General features: G+C 64.4%; 19 protein-coding genes. 18 read left to right on the top strand and 1 reads right to left on the bottom strand.

Translation table 11 applies throughout. From position 1 onward, the window contains the following. Together MOV74_RS12085 and MOV74_RS12080 are read left to right on the top strand one after the other, a co-directional pair. Nucleotides 1-1,815, top strand: a 1,815-nt coding sequence (locus tag MOV74_RS12085) for a sulfite reductase flavoprotein subunit alpha (protein WP_246921881.1), incomplete at its 5' end; no start/stop codon positions are given. Between the two features lie 124 nt (nucleotides 1,816-1,939). Continuing rightward, nucleotides 1,940-2,614: a spermidine synthase gene (locus tag MOV74_RS12080; RefSeq protein WP_246921879.1), complete on the top strand. Its 675-nt coding sequence runs from the start codon at nucleotides 1,940-1,942 to the stop codon at nucleotides 2,612-2,614. Here the strand turns inward: MOV74_RS12080 and MOV74_RS12075 are convergent. Then, complete coding sequence (locus tag MOV74_RS12075) at nucleotides 2,611-3,525, bottom strand: alpha/beta fold hydrolase (RefSeq protein ID WP_246921877.1); 915 nt, start codon at nucleotides 3,523-3,525, stop codon at nucleotides 2,611-2,613. The genes MOV74_RS12080 and MOV74_RS12075 overlap by 4 nt on opposite strands. A gap of 163 nt (nucleotides 3,526-3,688) precedes the next feature. On the opposite strand from MOV74_RS12075, the gene MOV74_RS12070 reads away from it, so the two are divergent. The 16 genes from MOV74_RS12070 to MOV74_RS11995 form a co-directional block, all read left to right on the top strand. Further along, nucleotides 3,689-4,072 (top strand): hypothetical protein, encoded by a 384-nt coding sequence (locus MOV74_RS12070; RefSeq protein ID WP_246921875.1) that lies wholly within the window; start codon nucleotides 3,689-3,691, stop codon nucleotides 4,070-4,072. Further along, nucleotides 4,069-5,151, top strand: coding sequence for an alpha/beta hydrolase (locus tag MOV74_RS12065; protein ID WP_246921873.1), 1,083 nt, complete (start codon nucleotides 4,069-4,071; stop codon nucleotides 5,149-5,151). The genes MOV74_RS12070 and MOV74_RS12065 overlap by 4 nt, the downstream gene beginning before the upstream one ends. Continuing rightward, nucleotides 5,148-5,741 (top strand): GNAT family N-acetyltransferase, encoded by a 594-nt coding sequence (locus MOV74_RS12060; protein WP_246921871.1) that lies wholly within the window; start codon nucleotides 5,148-5,150, stop codon nucleotides 5,739-5,741. Before MOV74_RS12065 ends, MOV74_RS12060 begins: the two co-directional genes overlap by 4 nt. 199 nt (nucleotides 5,742-5,940) lie before the next feature. Beyond that, complete coding sequence (locus MOV74_RS12055; protein ID WP_246921868.1) at nucleotides 5,941-6,396, top strand: phasin; 456 nt, start codon at nucleotides 5,941-5,943, stop codon at nucleotides 6,394-6,396. A 228-nt stretch (nucleotides 6,397-6,624) separates the two neighbouring features. Next, the gene (locus tag MOV74_RS12050) at nucleotides 6,625-7,911 is read left to right on the top strand and encodes a DUF445 domain-containing protein (protein ID WP_246921866.1); all 1,287 of its coding nucleotides are present in this window, start codon (nucleotides 6,625-6,627) and stop codon (nucleotides 7,909-7,911) included. Nucleotides 7,912-8,112: 201 nt separating this feature from the next. Continuing rightward, nucleotides 8,113-8,883 (top strand): triacylglycerol lipase, encoded by a 771-nt coding sequence (locus MOV74_RS12045; RefSeq protein ID WP_246921864.1) that lies wholly within the window; start codon nucleotides 8,113-8,115, stop codon nucleotides 8,881-8,883. Between the two features lie 217 nt (nucleotides 8,884-9,100). Further along, on the top strand, nucleotides 9,101-9,967 hold the full coding sequence (gene paaX, locus MOV74_RS12040) for a phenylacetic acid degradation operon negative regulatory protein PaaX (protein ID WP_246921862.1): 867 nt from the start codon (nucleotides 9,101-9,103) through the stop codon (nucleotides 9,965-9,967). A gap of 76 nt (nucleotides 9,968-10,043) precedes the next feature. Then, on the top strand, nucleotides 10,044-11,036 hold the full coding sequence (gene paaA, locus MOV74_RS12035; RefSeq protein ID WP_246921860.1) for a 1,2-phenylacetyl-CoA epoxidase subunit PaaA: 993 nt from the start codon (nucleotides 10,044-10,046) through the stop codon (nucleotides 11,034-11,036). 10 nt (nucleotides 11,037-11,046) lie between these two features. Next, nucleotides 11,047-11,334 carry a 1,2-phenylacetyl-CoA epoxidase subunit PaaB gene (gene paaB / locus MOV74_RS12030; RefSeq protein ID WP_092186062.1) on the top strand — a complete coding sequence of 96 codons (288 nt, stop codon included), beginning with the start codon at nucleotides 11,047-11,049 and terminating at the stop codon, nucleotides 11,332-11,334. Beyond that, nucleotides 11,334-12,110, top strand: coding sequence for a 1,2-phenylacetyl-CoA epoxidase subunit PaaC (gene paaC, locus MOV74_RS12025; RefSeq protein WP_246921858.1), 777 nt, complete (start codon nucleotides 11,334-11,336; stop codon nucleotides 12,108-12,110). The genes paaB and paaC overlap by 1 nt, the downstream gene beginning before the upstream one ends. After that, a complete protein-coding gene (gene paaD, locus MOV74_RS12020) occupies nucleotides 12,104-12,607 on the top strand; it encodes a 1,2-phenylacetyl-CoA epoxidase subunit PaaD (RefSeq protein WP_246921856.1) in 504 nt (167 codons plus the stop codon). The genes paaC and paaD overlap by 7 nt, the downstream gene beginning before the upstream one ends. A 2-nt stretch (nucleotides 12,608-12,609) precedes the next feature. Beyond that, nucleotides 12,610-13,692, top strand: a complete 1,083-nt coding sequence (gene paaE, locus MOV74_RS12015; RefSeq protein ID WP_246921855.1) for a 1,2-phenylacetyl-CoA epoxidase subunit PaaE — start codon at nucleotides 12,610-12,612, stop codon at nucleotides 13,690-13,692. 101 nt (nucleotides 13,693-13,793) lie between these two features. Next, on the top strand, nucleotides 13,794-14,243 hold the full coding sequence (gene paaI, locus MOV74_RS12010) for a hydroxyphenylacetyl-CoA thioesterase PaaI (RefSeq protein WP_246921853.1): 450 nt from the start codon (nucleotides 13,794-13,796) through the stop codon (nucleotides 14,241-14,243). Nucleotides 14,244-14,289: 46 nt separating this feature from the next. Next, nucleotides 14,290-15,621, top strand: coding sequence for a phenylacetate--CoA ligase PaaK (paaK, locus tag MOV74_RS12005; protein WP_246921851.1), 1,332 nt, complete (start codon nucleotides 14,290-14,292; stop codon nucleotides 15,619-15,621). 63 nt (nucleotides 15,622-15,684) lie between these two features. After that, complete coding sequence (locus MOV74_RS12000; protein ID WP_246921848.1) at nucleotides 15,685-16,689, top strand: zinc-binding alcohol dehydrogenase family protein; 1,005 nt, start codon at nucleotides 15,685-15,687, stop codon at nucleotides 16,687-16,689. Between the two features lie 114 nt (nucleotides 16,690-16,803). After that, a partial coding sequence (locus MOV74_RS11995) for a YeeE/YedE family protein (protein ID WP_246921844.1) occupies nucleotides 16,804-17,754 on the top strand: 951 nt, incomplete at its 3' end.

Here is a 17,754-nt window from a genome sequence, read left to right as displayed (position 1 = left end):
CCTGTCGCGGCCGCGTCCTCGGCGCCGAAGGCGCCGCGCCAGCCGACGGCCCGGCCGGGCCACAACACGCCGATGCTAGTGCTTTACGGCTCCAATCTCGGCACCGCCGAGGAGCTGGCGACACGCATGGCCGATCTTGCCGAGATCAACGGCTTTGCGGTGCATCTCGGCCCGCTCGACGATTACGTCGGCAAGCTGCCGCAGGAGGGCGGCGTGCTGATCATCTGCGCCTCCTATAACGGTGCACCGCCTGACAATGCGACGCAGTTCGTGAAATGGCTCGGCGGCGATCTGCCGAAGGATGCCTTTGCCAATGTCCGCTATGCCGTGTTCGGCTGCGGCAATAGCGACTGGGCTGCGACCTATCAATCGGTGCCGCGCTTGATCGACGAACAATTGTCGGCGCACGGTGCGCGCGCGGTCTATCCGCGCGGCGAGGGCGATGCGCGTAGCGATCTCGACGGCCAGTTCCAGAAATGGTTCCCGGCTGCCGCCCAGGTCGCGACCAAGGAATTCGGCATCGACTGGAATTTCACCCGCACCGCGGAGGACGATCCGCTCTACGCGATCGAGCCGGTGGCAGTGACCGCCGTCAACACCATCGTGGCCCAGGGCGGCGCGGTGGCGATGAAGGTGCTGGTCAACGGCGAGCTTCAGAACAAGAACGGCCAAAATCCGTCGGAACGCTCGACGCGTCATATCGAGGTGCAGCTGCCGTCCAACGTCAGCTACCGCGTCGGCGATCACCTCAGCGTCGTCCCGCGCAACGATCCGACGCTGGTGGATTCGGTGGCTCGCCGCTTTGGTTTCCTGCCGGCCGACCAGATCAGGCTTCAGGTCGCCGAAGGGCGCCGCGCGCAATTGCCAGTCGGGGACGCCGTGTCGGTCGGCCGCCTGCTCAGCGAGTTCGTCGAGCTGCAGCAGGTCGCGACACGCAAGCAGATCCAGATCATGGCCGAGCACACCCGCTGCCCCGTCACCAAGCCGAAGCTGTTGGCCTTCGTCGGCGAGGAGGGCGAGCCACTCGAGCGCTATCGCAGCGAGATCCTGGCCAGGCGCAAATCGGTGTTCGATCTGCTGCTCGAATATCCGGCCTGCGAATTGCCGTTCCATGTCTATCTGGAAATGCTCTCGCTGCTGGCGCCACGCTATTACTCGATCTCGTCTTCGCCGTCGGTCGACCCGGCTCATTGCAGCATCACGGTCGGCGTGGTCGAGGGGCCGGCTGCGTCCGGACGCGGCACCTACAAGGGCATCTGCTCGAACTATCTCGCCAACCGGCGCACCGGTGATGCGATCTACGCCACCGTGCGCGAGACCAAGGCCGGCTTCCGGCTCCCGGACGATCCCTCGGTGCCGATCATCATGATCGGGCCCGGCACTGGCCTCGCGCCGTTCCGCGGCTTCCTCCAGGAACGCGCCGCGCGCAAGGCCAAGGGCGCGGCGCTCGGGCCATCCATGCTGTTCTTCGGCTGCCGCCATCCCGATCAGGATTTTCTCTACGCGGAGGAGCTGAAGGCGCTGGCGGCAAGCGGCATCACCGAGCTGTTCACGGCGTTCTCGCGCGCGGACGGACCGAAAACCTATGTGCAGCATGTCCTCGCCGCGCAGAAGGACAAGGTCTGGCCGCTGATCGAGCAGGGCGCGATCATCTATGTCTGCGGCGACGGCGGCAAGATGGAGCCCGACGTGAAGGCGGCGCTGGTCGCGATCCACAGCGAGAAGAGCGGCAGCGATGCGGCCGCCAGTGCGCGGTGGATCGAGGAGATGGGGACGAAGAACCGATACGTGCTCGATGTCTGGGCGGGTGGGTAGCGCAGATCGTATGGGGGGTTAGCAAAGCGTAACCCACCATACTTCAGCGAATGCGGAACGAAGATGGTGGGTTACGCCTTCGGCCAACCCACCCTACGGAATCGGATCGTGCTAAAGCACTCCCATGATTCCCTGGGAAAAACTTGACACCGCCAAAATCCCCGGCTCCGACGAAGAGCTCCGCCTGATGCGGCGGGGCAAGGAGTTTTCCATCAAGCTCGGCACCAACGAGCTGATGAACAACCGTCTGTCGGGCTCCGAAGCCGCGCTCGCAACGCTTGCGGCGAAGCAGATCGAGACGGTCGCAAAACCCGTCGTCCTGATCGGCGGCCTCGGCATGGGCTTTACGCTGCGTGCGGCGTTGGCCGTGCTCGGAAGCAAGGCGAAGATCATGGTCTCCGAGCTGGTGCCCGCGGTGGTCACTTGGGCGCGTGGACCGATGGCTGAGGTCTTCGGCAACAGCCTTGATGATGTCAGGGTGAGCATCCGGGAGACCGATGTCGCCGAAATCATCCGGGCGCAGCGGGCAACCTTCGATGCTATTCTCCTCGACGTCGACAACGGGCCGGAAGGGCTGACCCGAAAGAGCAATGACGCCCTTTACAATACGAGCGGGCTGCAGGCGGCGAAGACGGCGCTGCGGCCGGGCGGTGTGCTCGCTGTGTGGTCGTCGGGACCCGATCCCGCGTTCACGAAGCGTCTTGGCCGCGCCGGTTTCGACGTCAAAGAGGTCAACGTCCGCGCCACCGGAAGGGGCGGCGGCGCGCGCCACGTGATCTGGATCGCGCGGAAGAGCTAGGCGGCCTGCGCCGCAGCGCCATGCGCGTGCTTGTCGATGGCGCCGATGATCTCTGGCCAGAACAGCATCGGCAGCGCGTGGCCCATGCCTTCGATCATCAGGAGCTTGGCGCCAGGAATTGACTCCGCTGTGTCCTTGCCACCCTCGAGACGGACCAGGGGATCGACGGTTCCATGGATCACCAGCGTCGGCGTCTTGACGCCATGCAGCCGGTCCTTGCGGTTGCCCGATGCAAGTACGGCGCGGAGCTGGCGGCCGACGCCGGCCGGATTGAGCCCGCGCGCGAACACCCGTTCGGCACGGCTGGGGTCGAGCGCTTCTTCTTCGGGAAAGGACCCGGCGCGCAAGATCTTCCAGGTCTGGCCGTAGCGGACGATGAACTCCTCCTTGCTGCGTGGCGGCGGCGCCATCAGCATTGCGGCGGCCTCGCGCGTCGGCGGCGGCACGCGCGGATTGCCTGTCGTCGACATGATCGATGTCAGCGAGCGCACGCGCTCGGGAAACGACAGCGTCACCTCCTGCGCGATCATGCCGCCCATGGACGCCCCGACCAGATGCGCCGACTTGATGCCGAGCGCGTCCATCAGCCCGACTGTGTCCTTGGCCATGTCGATGAGTTTGTAGGTTGCGGCGACGGGAATTCTGAGGAAGCGCAGCTTCAGCAGCTCGAGCGGCGTCAACCGCTTGCCGCCCGTCAGATGGCTCGACTTTCCGATGTCGCGATTGTCGAAGCGGATCACGCGGAAGCCGCGCGCGGCAAGCTGCTCGCAGAACGCATCGTCCCAGTGGATCATCTGCGCCCCGAGACCCATGATCAGCAGCAGCGGCTCGGCATTGTCGTTGCCAAAGATCTCGTAGCAGATGTCGATGCCATTGGCGCGGACGGTCTGGGGCGGCTGATGGGTGGTCACGGGCGCGGTCCCTCCTGCTGATCGATGCTGTATCGCACGGTTTCCCGCCACAAAGAAGCGGCGTGCCAAGCAGCAGGTGCGCTTGCCGGTTGACCGGCACCGCGCAACGGTGTGGTATGGCAAAAAGAAGGGCATCGCAGCTCTCGATTTCAGGAGGACGCCGATGACCGACAAGATCAATGACCCCGTCGCTGTGTGGCAGAAGATGGTTGGCGAGATGGAGAAGGGGTTCAACTCTTTCGCCAACCAGGCCATGTCGTCGCCGGAATTTTCACAGGCGATGAACCGTGCGGGCGGAGTTGCTGCAGGTGCTCAGAAGCAGCTCGGCGAGCTCGTGGAGAAATACCTCGTCACCATGAACCTGCCCAGCCGGGAGCAGGTCACAGGCCTTGCGGAACGGCTCCAGTCGATCGAAGCCCAGATCGGCGAGATGAAGTCGATGCTGAGCCAGATGGCGGCAAGTTCGGGGATATCGCAAGGCTTCGACAGCGCGCCGCGGCCGCCACGGACGAAACGTCCGCCCTCCGAAGGCGGAGAGCAGACATGAACGCGCCGACGGGACTTGATTTCGCATCTATCCCGGAACGCATCCAGAGCGAGGTGCAGCGCGCGATCCAGCGAAGCATCAAGGGTGTCGAGTATTTTTCGAGTTCCGGCCCGACGCTCGGCTCGACGCCGAAGGACGTGCTGCATTCGCGCGGCACAATGAGCCTTTATCACTACCGGCCGATGTCGGACGAGATCTACCGCGTGCCGGTGCTGATCGTGATGGCCACCACCAACCGCGGCTACATTCTCGACCTCGTTCCCGGGCAGAGTTTCATCGAATTCCTGCTCAAGCGGGGTTACGATGTCTACATGCTCGACTGGAGCGCGCCGCGGCCGGAGGAGAAGAGTCTGCGGATGGAGGACTATGTCCTCGACTTCATTCCAGACTGCGTCCGCCGGGTGCAGCAGGATTCCGGCGAGCAGGACGTTTCCGTCATCGGCTATTGTTTCGGCGGCGTGCTGTCGCTGCTGTACGGCTCGATCCACAAGGATGGGCCGATGAAGAATTTGATCTGCTTCACCACGCCGATCGACTTCCGCGAGATGAAGCTGTTCTCGAATTTCTCCGACCGTCGCTATTTCGATGTCGACCGCCTCGTCGACAGCATCGGCAATGTGCCGCCTGAGATGATCCTGTCCTCGTTCGAGATGCTGCGCCCGGCCTCGCGCACGGTGAGCCAGATCCAGCTCTGGGAAAACATCTGGAACGACGAGTTCGTCAAGTCGTACCGCATGTTCGACCGCTGGGCGACCGACACGCTGCCATTGGCCGGCGAATATTTCCGCGCCATCACCAAGGACCTGATGTGGGATAACAAGCTGTTCAACGACACCATGTCGGTCGGCGGTCGCGCCGCCAAGCTGGAAGACATCAAGGTGCCGATCCTGCATGCGGTCGCCGAGCACGATCACATCGTGCCGTATGACGCCGCAAAGCACCTGATTGCGAAGATTGGATCTGCGGACAAGGAAGAGGTGATGCTGAAAGGCGGTCACGTCTCGCTCGTCGCGGGCGCCAACGCCGTGAAGCGGCTTTGGCCAAAACTGGATTCCTGGCTGGGAAAGAGATCGACATGAGCGAACAGCGTTCCTATCCGCGTCAGGTCAAGACCGACGCCGGCGATATCGAGATCCGCCTGATGTCGCCCGCGGATGAGGCGGCGGTGCTCGCCTTCGGCAAGGGCCTGCCGACCCACGACCTGTTGTTTCTGCCGCGCAACATCAGCGAGCCGAAGGTGCTGTCGGCCTGGGTCAAGGAGATCGAGCGCGGCGCGATCACAAGCCTGCTTGCGGTCAGGGACGGCAAGGTCGTCGGATGCGGCACGCTGGTGCGCGATCCTCACTCCTGGTCGCCCCATGTCGGCGAGATCCGCATGGTGGTCTCGCTCGACGTGCGCGGGAAGGGGGTGGGGCGGGCGCTGTCGCAGGAGACCTTTGCCCTCGCGCTTGGCGCCGGCCTGGAAAAACTCTCGGTTCAGATGACCGTCGACCAGCAGGCCGCGATCGCGGTGTTCGAGAGCCTCGGCTTCAAGGCTGAAGCGCTGCTGCGGGACCACGTCCGGGACGTCGATGGCAAGACCCACGACATCGTCGTGCTCGGGCACAACATCGCGCAGGTCCAGGCCCAGATGGAGGCCTACGGGCTGCCGGACGCGGTGCAGCACTAGCCAGCTCGCCGCCCGGGAACCCGGTCTGGCCAGGGAGGCACCAGATTGCCTCCTGTTAAGGCTGTTCACGATTTCGTGATATCGCACCGCAACAAGAATATTGCATCGCACAATTAACTATGCCATATAGATCGGGCCCCGGGCCAATGCGGACGGGGTGAGCCCATAGCTCAGAGCAACGAGGATGGAGAGAACCCCAATGACCACCGAAACCAACACCGCTTTCGAAGGCTTCAAGGACGCATTCAAGAACATCCAGAACCTGGAAGTTCCCGAGGCCGCCCGCGAGTTCGTGAAGAAGTCCGCCAACACCGCCAAGGACCGCGCTGCCGAGGTTTTCGCAGGCTCCGAGCGCGTGACCGCCGCCGTCGAGAACGCGGTGACCGAGTCCGTCACTGAGGCCGGCAAGATCAGCCGCAATATCCAGCAGGCGATCTATGACGACGCCCAGGCGTTCTTCGCCGGTATCGACAAGCTCGCCTCCGCCAAGTCGGTCAGCGAAGCCGTCGAGATCCAGTCGGGCTTGCTCCGCGCCCGCGGCGAAGTGTTCGTCTCGCGTGCCAAGGCGACCGCCGACTATTTCGGCAAGCTCGCCGCCAACGGCGCGAAGTCCGCTCAGGACAATTTTGCCAAGGTCTACAACAAGACTGCCTGATCTGGCGCCCTGAGTAAAAACTGAAATTTGAGGCCCGCTTCGGCGGGCCTTTTGTTTGTCTCCTGCGTTCCCCGGATGCGGTGCAGCGCGCCGCTCTTGCGGCGTGGTGCACTGCTGATCCGGGGTCCATCTTGCCTTGGACGCTTCCTGGGTCCCGGCTCTGCGGTGCATCGGTGTACGCTGCACCGCGTCCGGGACACGCCGAGATTGACGCGCTAAGTATCCGCCATGAACGCCCCCGCCACCTTTTCCTTCGATTCCCCCGGCGATGCCGAACGCGCGGCGGAGCTTCGCCGCGTCAAGGCGCTTGCGACGCTGGTGCTGGCTTCGACGCTGGCGCTGTTCGTCGTCGCGAAATGGCTGCTGCCTGTGCATCCCGTGTTCGGCTTCATAGCCGCCTTCGCGGAAGCTGCGACCATCGGCGGGCTTGCCGACTGGTATGCGGTGGTCGCGCTGTTCAAGCGGCCGCTCGGCCTGCCGATCCCGCATACCGCGATCATTCAGAGCAATCAGGCCCGTATCGCCGACAAGCTCGGCGAGTTCATCCAGGTGCATTTCCTCGAGGCCGGTCCCGTCGAGGCCAAGCTGCAGGAGATCGATTTCGGCTCCTTCGTTGCCGACTGGTTGCGCGATCGCAAGCGCAGCGACGATCTTGCGCGCTTCGCGCTGCGCCTGCTGCCGGAGGCTGTCTCCGCAACCGAGACCTCCGGCCTGATGACTTTCATCATCCGCCGCATGTCCTCGCAGCTCCAGGCGATCGACCTTGCGCCGCTCGCCGCCGGTACGCTGCGCGGCTTCGTCGCGGAGGGACGGCACCAGATCCTCTTCGACGATCTCCTGCGCGTGATGCACGAGACGCTGAACCAGCAAGAGACGATGGGGATGATCCGCGAGAAGGTGCGTGCGGAGTTGCCGACCTTGCTCAGGCTTTATCGCGCCGACAAGTTTCTGGTGAACAAGATCGTGGCGTCCGCCACAGCGTTCTTCAATGAGGTGCGCAGCGATCCCAAGCATCCGTTCCGCGGCGAGTTCGATCGCATGGTACTGAGCTTCGTCGACCGGCTCGGCAGCGATCGGGCCTATATCGACCGCATCGACGGATTGAAGCGCGATCTGTTGGCGCGGCCCGAGCTTGCCGATCTCGCCCGCACGGTGTGGGCCAATACGCGTTCTTTCATCGAGCGCAGCGCGAGCGGTGAGACGCAGGTGCTGCAGCATCATCTCGCCGGCATGTTCGTCGCGGCGGGCGAAGCGCTGGCCGGCGATGCCGAACTGCGCGGCGAGATCAACAAGGGCTTTGTCGCGGTGCTGCGCAGCTTCGTCGCCGACCAGAAGAGCGGCGTCTCGATCTTCATCTCCGACCAGGTCAAGGCGTGGGACATGGCGCAGCTGATTTCCCTGATAGAAATCAACATCGGGCGCGACCTGCAATACATCCGCTTCAACGGTTCGCTGATCGGCGGCCTCGCCGGGCTCGCGCTGTACTCCGTAGAATTCCTGCTCCGATTGCTGTGACTTTTGCGTCACGGCCGCTGGCATTAACGCGCGGGCCTATTGTGGCCTCGCGTCTCACCCGCTTGAATGTCGGGAACCGGCCGTCTAGCTGATTCATGTTGCGCTGCGGAACGATCAAGACGCCGGAGCATTGGAATTCATGCCCATTTGCCGGCATCGCGGCCGGCGGCCTTTCAGGAATTCTTCCCAGGGGAAACATTGATGACCGCTACTGCCCAGACGCTGCGTCCGCCGTCCAGAACTCTGATGTTTCTGGAAGGGCGCGCGATCCATGAGTTCGGCGCATTCCTCGGCGCGCTGCCGCTGTTGAGCCTCGCGCCGCGCGGCGATGGGCATCCGGTGCTGGTGCTGCCGGGCCTCGTCGCCTCCGACGCGTCCACGCGCGCGCTGCGGGCGTTTCTGACCAACAAGGGCTATGCAGTGAGCGGCTGGCGCCAGGGCCGCAACTACGGCCTGCGCGAGGGCGTGCAGCATGCCATGGTCGATCTGGTCGAGGAGCTCAGCGACAAGTACGGCCGCAAGATCAGCCTGGTCGGCTGGAGCCTCGGCGGCCTCTATGCGCGCCAGCTCGCCAAGATGATGCCCGAGCGCGTGCGCCAGGTCATCACGCTCGGCAGCCCGTTTGCGGGCGACCCCCGTTCGACCAATGCCTGGCGTGTCTATGAATGGGCGAGCGGGCGGAAGTCCGACGAGGTCGATCCGCAGTTCGGCGGCGATCTCGCCGTCGCGCCGCCGATGCCGACCACCGCCATCTTCAGTCGCACCGACGGCGTCTGCGCCTGGCAGGGCTGCATGGAGAAGACGGGCGCACAGACCGAGAGCATCGAGGTCGAAAGCAGCCATTGCGGCATGGGCCATCATCCCGCCGTGGTTTATGCCGTGGCCGACCGGCTCGCGCAGAAGGAAGGCCAATGGCGCCCCTTCGACCGCAGCGGCTGGCGCAGCGTGGTCTATCCCGATCCGCATCGATAGTCGGGCCTGCATGGTTCTCCCGGCGATGCGAAGCATCGTCCGGAGACGCGCGGCCTAGCCGCGCTCCTCACCCAGGAGGATGAGAGCAAGTGAGGCCGCGCGGAAGCGATCAGACCTCATCCTGAGGAGGCGCGAAGCGCCGTCTCGAAGGATCGAGCCCGGCTCTAGTCGCTCCCGTCCATTGTCGCGCCCGCACCAAACGCGCTATGCCTCGCGCATGGCGCATCCGCTCTCCCGCATCATCGACCAGCTCAAGCGTGAACCGTCGCGCACCGGCTCCATCGTCATCACCGTGTTCGGCGATGCCATCGTGCCGCGCGGCGGCTCCGTGTGGTTGGGTACGCTGCTGGAATTCTTTGAAGGCCTGGACATCGACAGCGGCGTCGTCCGCACCGCGATGTCTCGTCTTGCCGCCGACGGCTGGCTGACGCGCGCGAAGGTCGGCCGCAACAGTTTTTATCGCTTGGCCGACAAGGGCCGACAGACATTCGAGGCTGCGACGCGCCATATCTACGATCCGCCGCCGTCCGATTGGACCGGGCGCTTCGAGCTGATCCTGATCGGCAATGGGGAGGACCGTGACGCCTCTCGCGAAGCGCTGCGCAACGCCGGGTTCGGCAGTCCGCTGCCCGGCGTGTGGGTCGCACCGTCAGGCGTGCCGGTGCCGGATGAAGCCTCGGGCGCGATCCGTCTCGAGGTCTCGGCGGAGGATGACAGCGGCCGCCGCCTGCTCAGCGCGAGCTGGCCGCTGGACCGCACCGCCGACGCTTATCTGAAATTCACGAAGACGTTCGAGCCGCTTCACGCGGCGATCGCGCGTGGCACGGATCTGTCCGAGGCCGACGCCTTCACCGCGCGTATCCTGCTGATCCACTATTACCGCCGCGTCGTGCTGCGCGATCCGCTGCTGCCGGAAAGCCTGCTGCCGGGGGATTGGCCGGGCAGGGCGGCACGGGAGCTCTGCGGCGAAATTTATCGCGCGTTGCTTGTCCCCTCCGAACAATGGCTTGATGGCCATGGAACCAGTGAGAAGGGGGCATTGCCGCCGGCGCGAAAACTTCTGGAACGGCGGTTCGGTACCTGATTTTTATGTTACAGAAATATCTTGCATAGAGTAATTCTTGTTATATATTGCCTCCCAATAAAACGGGAGGATGCGCATGTATACCCAGGCGCTGAACACGGCCGAGGCTGACGATCGCGGTCTTGAGGACGCGGCCAGGGCCGCGCAGTTCCAGGCCCGCATCGATGTCGAGGAGCGCATCGAGCCGAACGACTGGATGCCGGCGGCCTATCGCAAGACGCTGACCCGCCAGATCTCCCAGCACGCCCATTCTGAAATCGTCGGCATGCTGCCCGAAGGCAACTGGATCACGCGCGCGCCGACCCTGCGCCGCAAGGCCGCGCTGCTCGCCAAGGTGCAGGACGAGTGTGGCCACGGGCTCTATCTCTATGCCGCCGCCGAGACGCTCGGCACCTCGCGCGAGGAACTGGTCGATGCAATGCTCGCGGGCAAAGCCAAATATTCCTCGATCTTCAACTACCCGACGCTGACATGGGCCGACATCGGCACTATCGGCTGGTTGGTCGATGGTGCGGCGATCATGAACCAGATCCCGCTGTGCCGCTGCTCTTACGGCCCTTATGCGCGCGCGATGATCAGGGTCTGCAAGGAGGAGTCGTTCCATCAGCGTCAGGGCTACGAGATCATGCTGACGCTGTGCCGCGGCTCGGACGAGCAGAAGGCGATGGCGCAGGATGCGCTGAACAGATGGTGGTGGCCCGTGCTGATGATGTTCGGACCGCCCGATGCGACGAGCCAGCACAGCGATGCCTCGACGAAGTGGAAGATCAAGCGCTTCTCCAATGACGAGCTGCGCCAGAAATTCGTCGATGCCACCGTGCCGCAGGCGCAATATCTCGGCCTTACCATTCCCGATCCCGGCATGACGCAGGATGCGGAGGGGCACTGGCGCTACAACGAGATCGACTGGACCGAATTCAAGCAGGTGCTCGCGGGCAACGGGCCCTGCAATCGCGACCGCATGGCCGCGCGGCGCAAGGCACATGAAGAGGGCGCCTGGGTGCGCGAGGCGGCAGCCGCTTACGCGGCAAAGCGTGCGCAGCGCCAGACCGCTCAAGCCGCGGAATAGGGGGACCAGGATGACGACGCCGAACACGCCGCTGTGGGAAGTCTTCATTCGCAGCCGCAACGGGCTTGCGCACAAGCACGTGGGATCGCTGCATGCCAGCGATGCCACCATGGCACTGCAGGCCGCGCGCGACATCTACACCCGCCGTGGCGAGGGCCTGTCGATCTGGGTCGTGCCGTCGACCGCGATCACCGCGAGCGATCCCGCCGAGAAGGGCATGATGTTCGAGCCGGCGGAATCGAAGATCTACCGGCATCCGACGTTCTACGAGGTGCCGGAAGAAGTGGGGCACATGTGATGCCCATTGCCAACATCCAGGTCTCCGAAACGCCGCTGGTGCTCTACGCGTTGCGCCGCGCCGACGATGCGCTGATCCTCGGCCACAGGCTGTCGGAATGGTGCGGGCATGCGCCGATGCTGGAAGAGGATATGGCGCTCTCCAACATCGCGCTCGACCTGATCGGGCAGGCGCGCGAACTCTATACCTACGCTGCCAAGGCCGAAGGCGGGGATAACGACGAGGACAGGCTCGCCTACTTGCGCGACGTCAGGCAGTACCGCAACCTGCTGCTGGTCGAGCAGCCGAATGGCGACTTCGCCCAGACCCTGGTGCGACAGTTCTTCTATTCCGCGTTCGCCGACCTCTACTGGCGCGCGATGATGACCTCGCGCGACACGACGCTGGCGGCGATTGCCGCCAAGTCGGAGAAGGAGAGCGCCTATCATCTGCGCCACGCCTCGGAGTGGCTTATCCGGCTCGGCGATGGCACCGATGAGAGTCATGCCCGCGCGCAAGCCGCGATCGATCACCTCTGGGCCTTCACCGGTGAGATGTTTGCGGTCGATGACGGCGAGCGCGCGCTGATCCATGCCGGTATTGCGATCGATCCCGGCACCTTGCGTGGTCGCTGGTTGCAGACGCTCTCCGATGTCGCCAGTGAAGCCACGCTGGTCTTGCCGCAGAACAACTGGATGCAGCAGGGCGGCCGCGCGGGCCGCCACAGCGAACATCTCGGCCATCTGCTATCCGAGCTGCAATCGATGCAGCGCACCTTCCCGGGGCTGACATGGTGACGGCCGTCGATGACAATACCGCACTACGACAGCGCGCCTGGGACGCCGCCGCGAGCGTGGTCGATCCCGAGATTCCGGTGCTGAGTATCGCCGACCTCGGCGTGCTGCGCGACGTCGTTCTCGACGGCGATCATGTCGAGGTCGCGATCACCCCGACTTATTCCGGCTGTCCAGCAATGAACATGATCGCGCTGGAAATCGAGCTGGCGCTGGAACGCGCCGGTTTTCGTCATCCGAAGGTGCGTACAGTGCTGTCGCCGGCCTGGACCACCGATTGGATGAGCGAGGAGGGCCGCCAGAAGCTGCGCGCCTACGGCATCGCACCGCCGCAAGCCTCGAGCTCGCGCCGCGCGCTGTTCGGCGGGCAGGCCGTGGCGTGCCCGCAATGCGGCTCGGACAACACCGAGTTGCTCTCCGAATTCGGCTCGACGTCCTGCAAGGCGCTGTGGCGCTGCAAGGCCTGCCGCGAACCCTTCGATTACTTCAAGTGTCATTGATCATGTCAACAGCCGCACCGCGCTTCCATCGCCTGGCCGTCAGCGACCTTCGCCGCGAGGCGTCCGACGCCGTCTCGATGACCTTCGCCATCCCCGGCGAACTCGCCAGCGATTACGCCTTCACGCCCGGGCAGTATCTCACGCTTCGCACTATGTTGGACGGTGAAGAGGTGCGACGCTCGTATTCAATCTGCTCCGGCCCCGACGACGGCGAGATCCGTATCGCCGTGAAGAAGATCGACGGCGGTGCGTTTTCGAACTGGGCGGCCGATGAACTCAAATGCGGCGACGAACTCGACGTGATGACGCCGACCGGCCGCTTCGGCGTGGTCGCGCCGGCCGATACCGGGCGGATCCATGTCGGCTTTGCCGCAGGCTCCGGCATCACGCCGATCCTGTCGATCGTCAAGGGCACGCTCGCGCGCGAGCCGGGCAGCCGGTTCTTCCTGTTCTACGGTAACCGCGCGACCGACAACATCATGTTTCTCGAGGCGTTGGAGGAGCTGAAGGACCGCTTCATCGACCGGCTCTCCCTCTTCCACGTCATCTCCGGCGAAGAGCAGGACATCCCGATCCTGTATGGCCGGCTCGACGGCGACAAGGTGAGGGTGCTGCTGCGCTCGCTGGTGCCGGCGGCCAGCGTCGATCATGTCTACATTTGCGGACCCCTCGGCATGAGCGAGGACATCGAGACCACCTGCCGCGAGCTCGGCATCGCGGAAGACCGCATTCACGTCGAGCGCTTCGTCTCCGAATTCGGCGGCAAGCCGCGGCCGAAGAAGGTGGTCGCGCCCGACGCGCCGCCGAAGGCGATTGCCTCGCTGATCATCGACGGCAAGCGTCGTGAGGTGCCTGTTGCCGAGGACGAGGCGATCCTCGATGCCGCGCTGCGCGCCGGCGTCGATCTGCCGTTCGCCTGCAAGGGCGGCATGTGCTCGACCTGCCGCGCCAAGCTGGTCGAAGGTGAAGCGCCGATGGACATCAATTATTCGCTGGAACCCTGGGAGCTGAAGGCAGGCTTCGTCCTGACCTGCCAGGCCAAGCCATCGTCGGAGCGTGTCGTGGTCGATTATGACCATGTCTGAGCAGGCGCATCAGACGCCGGCGATGCAAATGCGTCGCATTATTTGACAGTTTTGGCCAACCAGCAGAACATCATGGGTAAACATTTCACCGGGAGAGGCGCGTGAACGTCAAAGCCGCTTTGTCGCCTGAGGATGTTGCCCGCGCCTGCGCCGACGCCATGTGGGCGGAGGACGATGCCTCCAAGGGTCTCGGCATGGAGATCGTCGAGATTGGTCCGGGCTTCGCAACGCTTGCAATGAATGTGCGACCAGACATGGTCAATGGCCAGCGCATCGCCCATGGCGGCTTCATCTTCACGCTCGCCGATTCCGCCTTCGCCTTTGCCTGCAACTCGCACAATGATCGTGTCGTTGCCGCGCAGGGACAGATCACCTTCATCAAGCCGGGCAAGCTTGGGGATCGCCTCGTTGCGAAGGCACGCGAGATCACACGCGGGGGCCGTTCCGGCATCTACGACGTGCGTGTCACCACGGGCGACACCGTCATCGCCGAATTCCGCGGGCACTCGCGTGTCATTCCCGGCACGTGGCTGCCGCAGCAGGACCAATAAGAGACCAATCAAGAAAAGAACAAGTCAATGTTGTGGGGAAGCGAGGATGGCTTTGACGAGGCTCGAGCAAGGCGGCAACGGCTATAGCGCCGAGATGGACGCGCATGAGCGCGCCTCGCGCGACGAGATCATGGCGCTGCAGAAGCAGCGGTTGTCATGGTCGTTGAAGCACGCCTATGACAACGTCGCGCATTATCGCAAGGCCTTCGACGGGGCCGGCGTGCATCCGTCCGACTTTCGCGAGCTCTCCGATCTTTCAAAGTTTCCGTTCACGGTGAAGACGGACCTTCGCGACAACTATCCCTTCAACATGTTCGCCGTGCCGCGTGAAAAGCTGGTGCGCGTGCATGCCTCCTCCGGCACGACCGGCAAGCCGATCGTTGTGGGCTATACGCAAAGAGACATCGACACCTGGTCCGACGTGATGGCCCGCTCGATCCGCGCCGCCGGCGGCCGCACCGGGATGATCATCCACAATGCCTATGGCTACGGCCTCTTCACCGGTGGCCTCGGTGTCCACTACGGCGCCGAGAAGCTCGGCTGCACCGTGGTGCCGATCTCCGGCGGCATGACCGAGCGGCAGGTGCAGCTCATCAACGACTTCCGGCCTGATATCATCACGGTGACGCCGAGCTACATGCTGGCGATCCTCGACGAGTTCAAGCGCCAGAAGCTCGATCCGCGCCAGTGCTCGCTCAAGGTCGGCATCTTCGGGGCCGAGCCCTGGACCAATGCGATGCGTGGCGAGATCGAGGACGCCTTCGATATGGATGCGACCGACATCTACGGCCTCTCCGAGGTGATCGGCCCCGGCGTCGCGCAGGAATGCATCGAGACCAAGGACGGCCTGCATATCTGGGAGGACCATTTCTATCCCGAGGTAATCGACCCCGAGACCGGCGCGGTGCTGCCGGATGGCGAGAAGGGCGAGTTGGTTTTCACCTCACTCACCAAGGAAGCCTTTCCGGTGATCCGCTATCGCACCCGCGACCTGACGCGGCTGCTGCCGGGCACGGCGCGGCCGGGCATGCGTCGCATGGAGAAGGTCACGGGCCGCTCGGACGACATGATCATCCTGCGCGGCGTCAACCTGTTCCCGACCCAGATCGAGGAGGTGCTGCTCGCGACCGATTGGTGCGGCGGCCACTTCATCCTGGAATTGACCCGCGAAGGCCGCATGGACGAGCTGACCATCATCGCCGAAGCGAGGCCGGAGAGCTGGGACGGCCGGGGGCTCATCGATCACGCCGATCGAATCTCGACCCACATCAAGAACACCATCGGCATCAGCTCCAGGGTGCAGGTTGTCGCGCCAGCCACGCTGGAACGCTCGCTGGGCAAGGCCAAACGCCTCTACGACAAGCGGCCCAAAGACTGACTTGACGGATTGACTTGCCCCCCGCCAGAGGCGACAAGGCCGCGAGAAATCCCGGGTCTTTTTATGTCGCCAGCCGATACCAAGACGGTCGAAGCGCGCTGCGTGCGCCTGAACTCCAAGGCCGAAAACGCCGCTGCGCTCTCGCCGGTGATTGAGCCTCAGAGGCTCACGCGCGGTCCGGACGATCTCCTGATCGAAGTGAGGGCTGCCGCCGTCAACCCGTCCGACGTCAAGGCCGCGACCGGATTGATGCCCTATGCCGTATTCCCGCGCACCCCCGGCCGTGATTATTCCGGCGTGGTCATCGACGGGCCGGCCAGCATGGTCGGCCGCGAGGTGTTCGGCTCCTCGGGCGATCTCGGCATCCGCCGCGACGGCTCCCATGCCAGCCATCTCGTGGTCGAGGCCGATGCCGTGGTGGAGAAGCCGAAGGCGGTGTCGTGGGAGGAGGCCGCCGGCATCGGCGTGCCCTTCGTCACTGCGATGGAGGGCTTTCGCCGCGCCGGCGTACCTAAGAGCGGCGAGACCGTGCTGGTGTTCGGTGTCAACGGCAAGGTCGGCCAGGCTGCCGTGCAGATCGCGACGTGGCAGGGCGCACGCGTCATCGGAGTTGTCCGTAAGGCGGAAGCTTACGAAGGCCACGCCAACGCGCCGATCGAGGTGATCGACGCCTCCGCGACGGACGTTGCCGCGCACGTGCGCGAATTGACCGGGGGCAAGGGCGCCGACATTGTCTTCAATACGGTCGGCGATCCCTATTTCCAGGCGGCGCACAAGTCGCTCGCATTGCGTGGTCGCCAGATCCTGATCGCCGCGATCGACCGCATCGTGCAGTTCAACATTCTCGAATTCTACCGCGGCCAGCACACCTATGTCGGCATCGACACGCTGGGCCTGTCCTCGGCTGCAACTGGCGCGGTGCTCCGTGATCTCGGCCCTGGCTTTGCAAGCGGCCAGCTGAAACCGTTCCCGATCAAGGCGAGCGCCGTCTATCCGCTGGAGCGCGCCAAGGAGGCGTACGTCGCCGTCGCCGGCTCTTCGCGCGACCGGGTGATCCTGAAGCCGTAACACACCGTCATTGGAGCGTAGCGAAGCAATCTAGAAATGCATCCGCGGAAACAGACTGGATTGCTTCGCTGCGCTCGCAATGACGGACGACGTCGAGAGATCTGAGAACAATCGATGGAATCTGCCCTTCTCGTCATCCTCGCTGGCCTCGCCATCGGTCTCATCTACGGCGCTGTCGGCCTGCTCAGCGGCTTCTGCCTGATGAGCAGCATGCGCGGCTGGCTGACTGAGGGGGACGGGCGGCTGGTGCGGACCTATGCTCTGGCGATCGCGGTTGCGATCGCTGCAAGCCAATTCCTCGCCGGCCGTGGCATGGTCGATCTCGGCAAGACGATCTACCTGCAACAGACTTTCTCGGTGCCGGTGCTGTTCCTCGGCGGCCTGCTGTTCGGTTACGGCATGGTGCTGTCGAACGGCTGCGGCTCGCGCGCGCTGGTGCTGCTCGGCCGCGGCAACCTCCGCTCCTTCGTCGTCGTGATCGTGCTCGCCATCGCCGCGCAGATGACGCTCAAGGGCCTGATCGCGCCGGCGCGCATCGCGCTGGTTCAGTCCTCGCAAACCACCGTCGGCGCCAATTCGCTGCCGTCATTGCTGGCGACGTTCGGTCTCGCCGAACCTCTCTCTCGCGCGCTGGCTGCGGCCGTCATCGTCGGCGCGCTGGTCCTGTTTGCCCTGGCGCATCCGGGGTTCCGCCGTTCGCCGGGCCAGATTGCAGCAGGCGTCATCGTCGGTCTCCTGGTTGCCGCCGGCTGGTTCGTCACCGGCCATCTCGGCGCTGACGACTTCAATCCCGTCGCGGTGACCTCGCTCACCTTCATCGCGCCGATCGCCGATGCGCTGCAATACGCGATGCTCTCGACCGGCCTGACGCTGAACTTCGGTATTGCGACCGTGGCCGGCGTTTTCGCCGGCAGCCTCGCGACGGCGCTGGCCACGGGCCGCTTCAAGCTTGAAGGCTATTCGTCACCGCGCCACATGCTGCGCTCGGGCAGCGGCGCCGCGCTGATGGGCATCGGCGGCGTGATGGCGTTCGGCTGTTCGATCGGGCAGGGGCTCACGGGCGTG

The organism is Bradyrhizobium sp. SHOUNA76, assembly GCF_023006445.1.
GTDB lineage: Bacteria > Pseudomonadota > Alphaproteobacteria > Rhizobiales > Xanthobacteraceae > Bradyrhizobium.
Note: the sequence above shows the minus strand (reverse complement) of the source record. Positions and strands in the feature narration are given on the sequence as shown.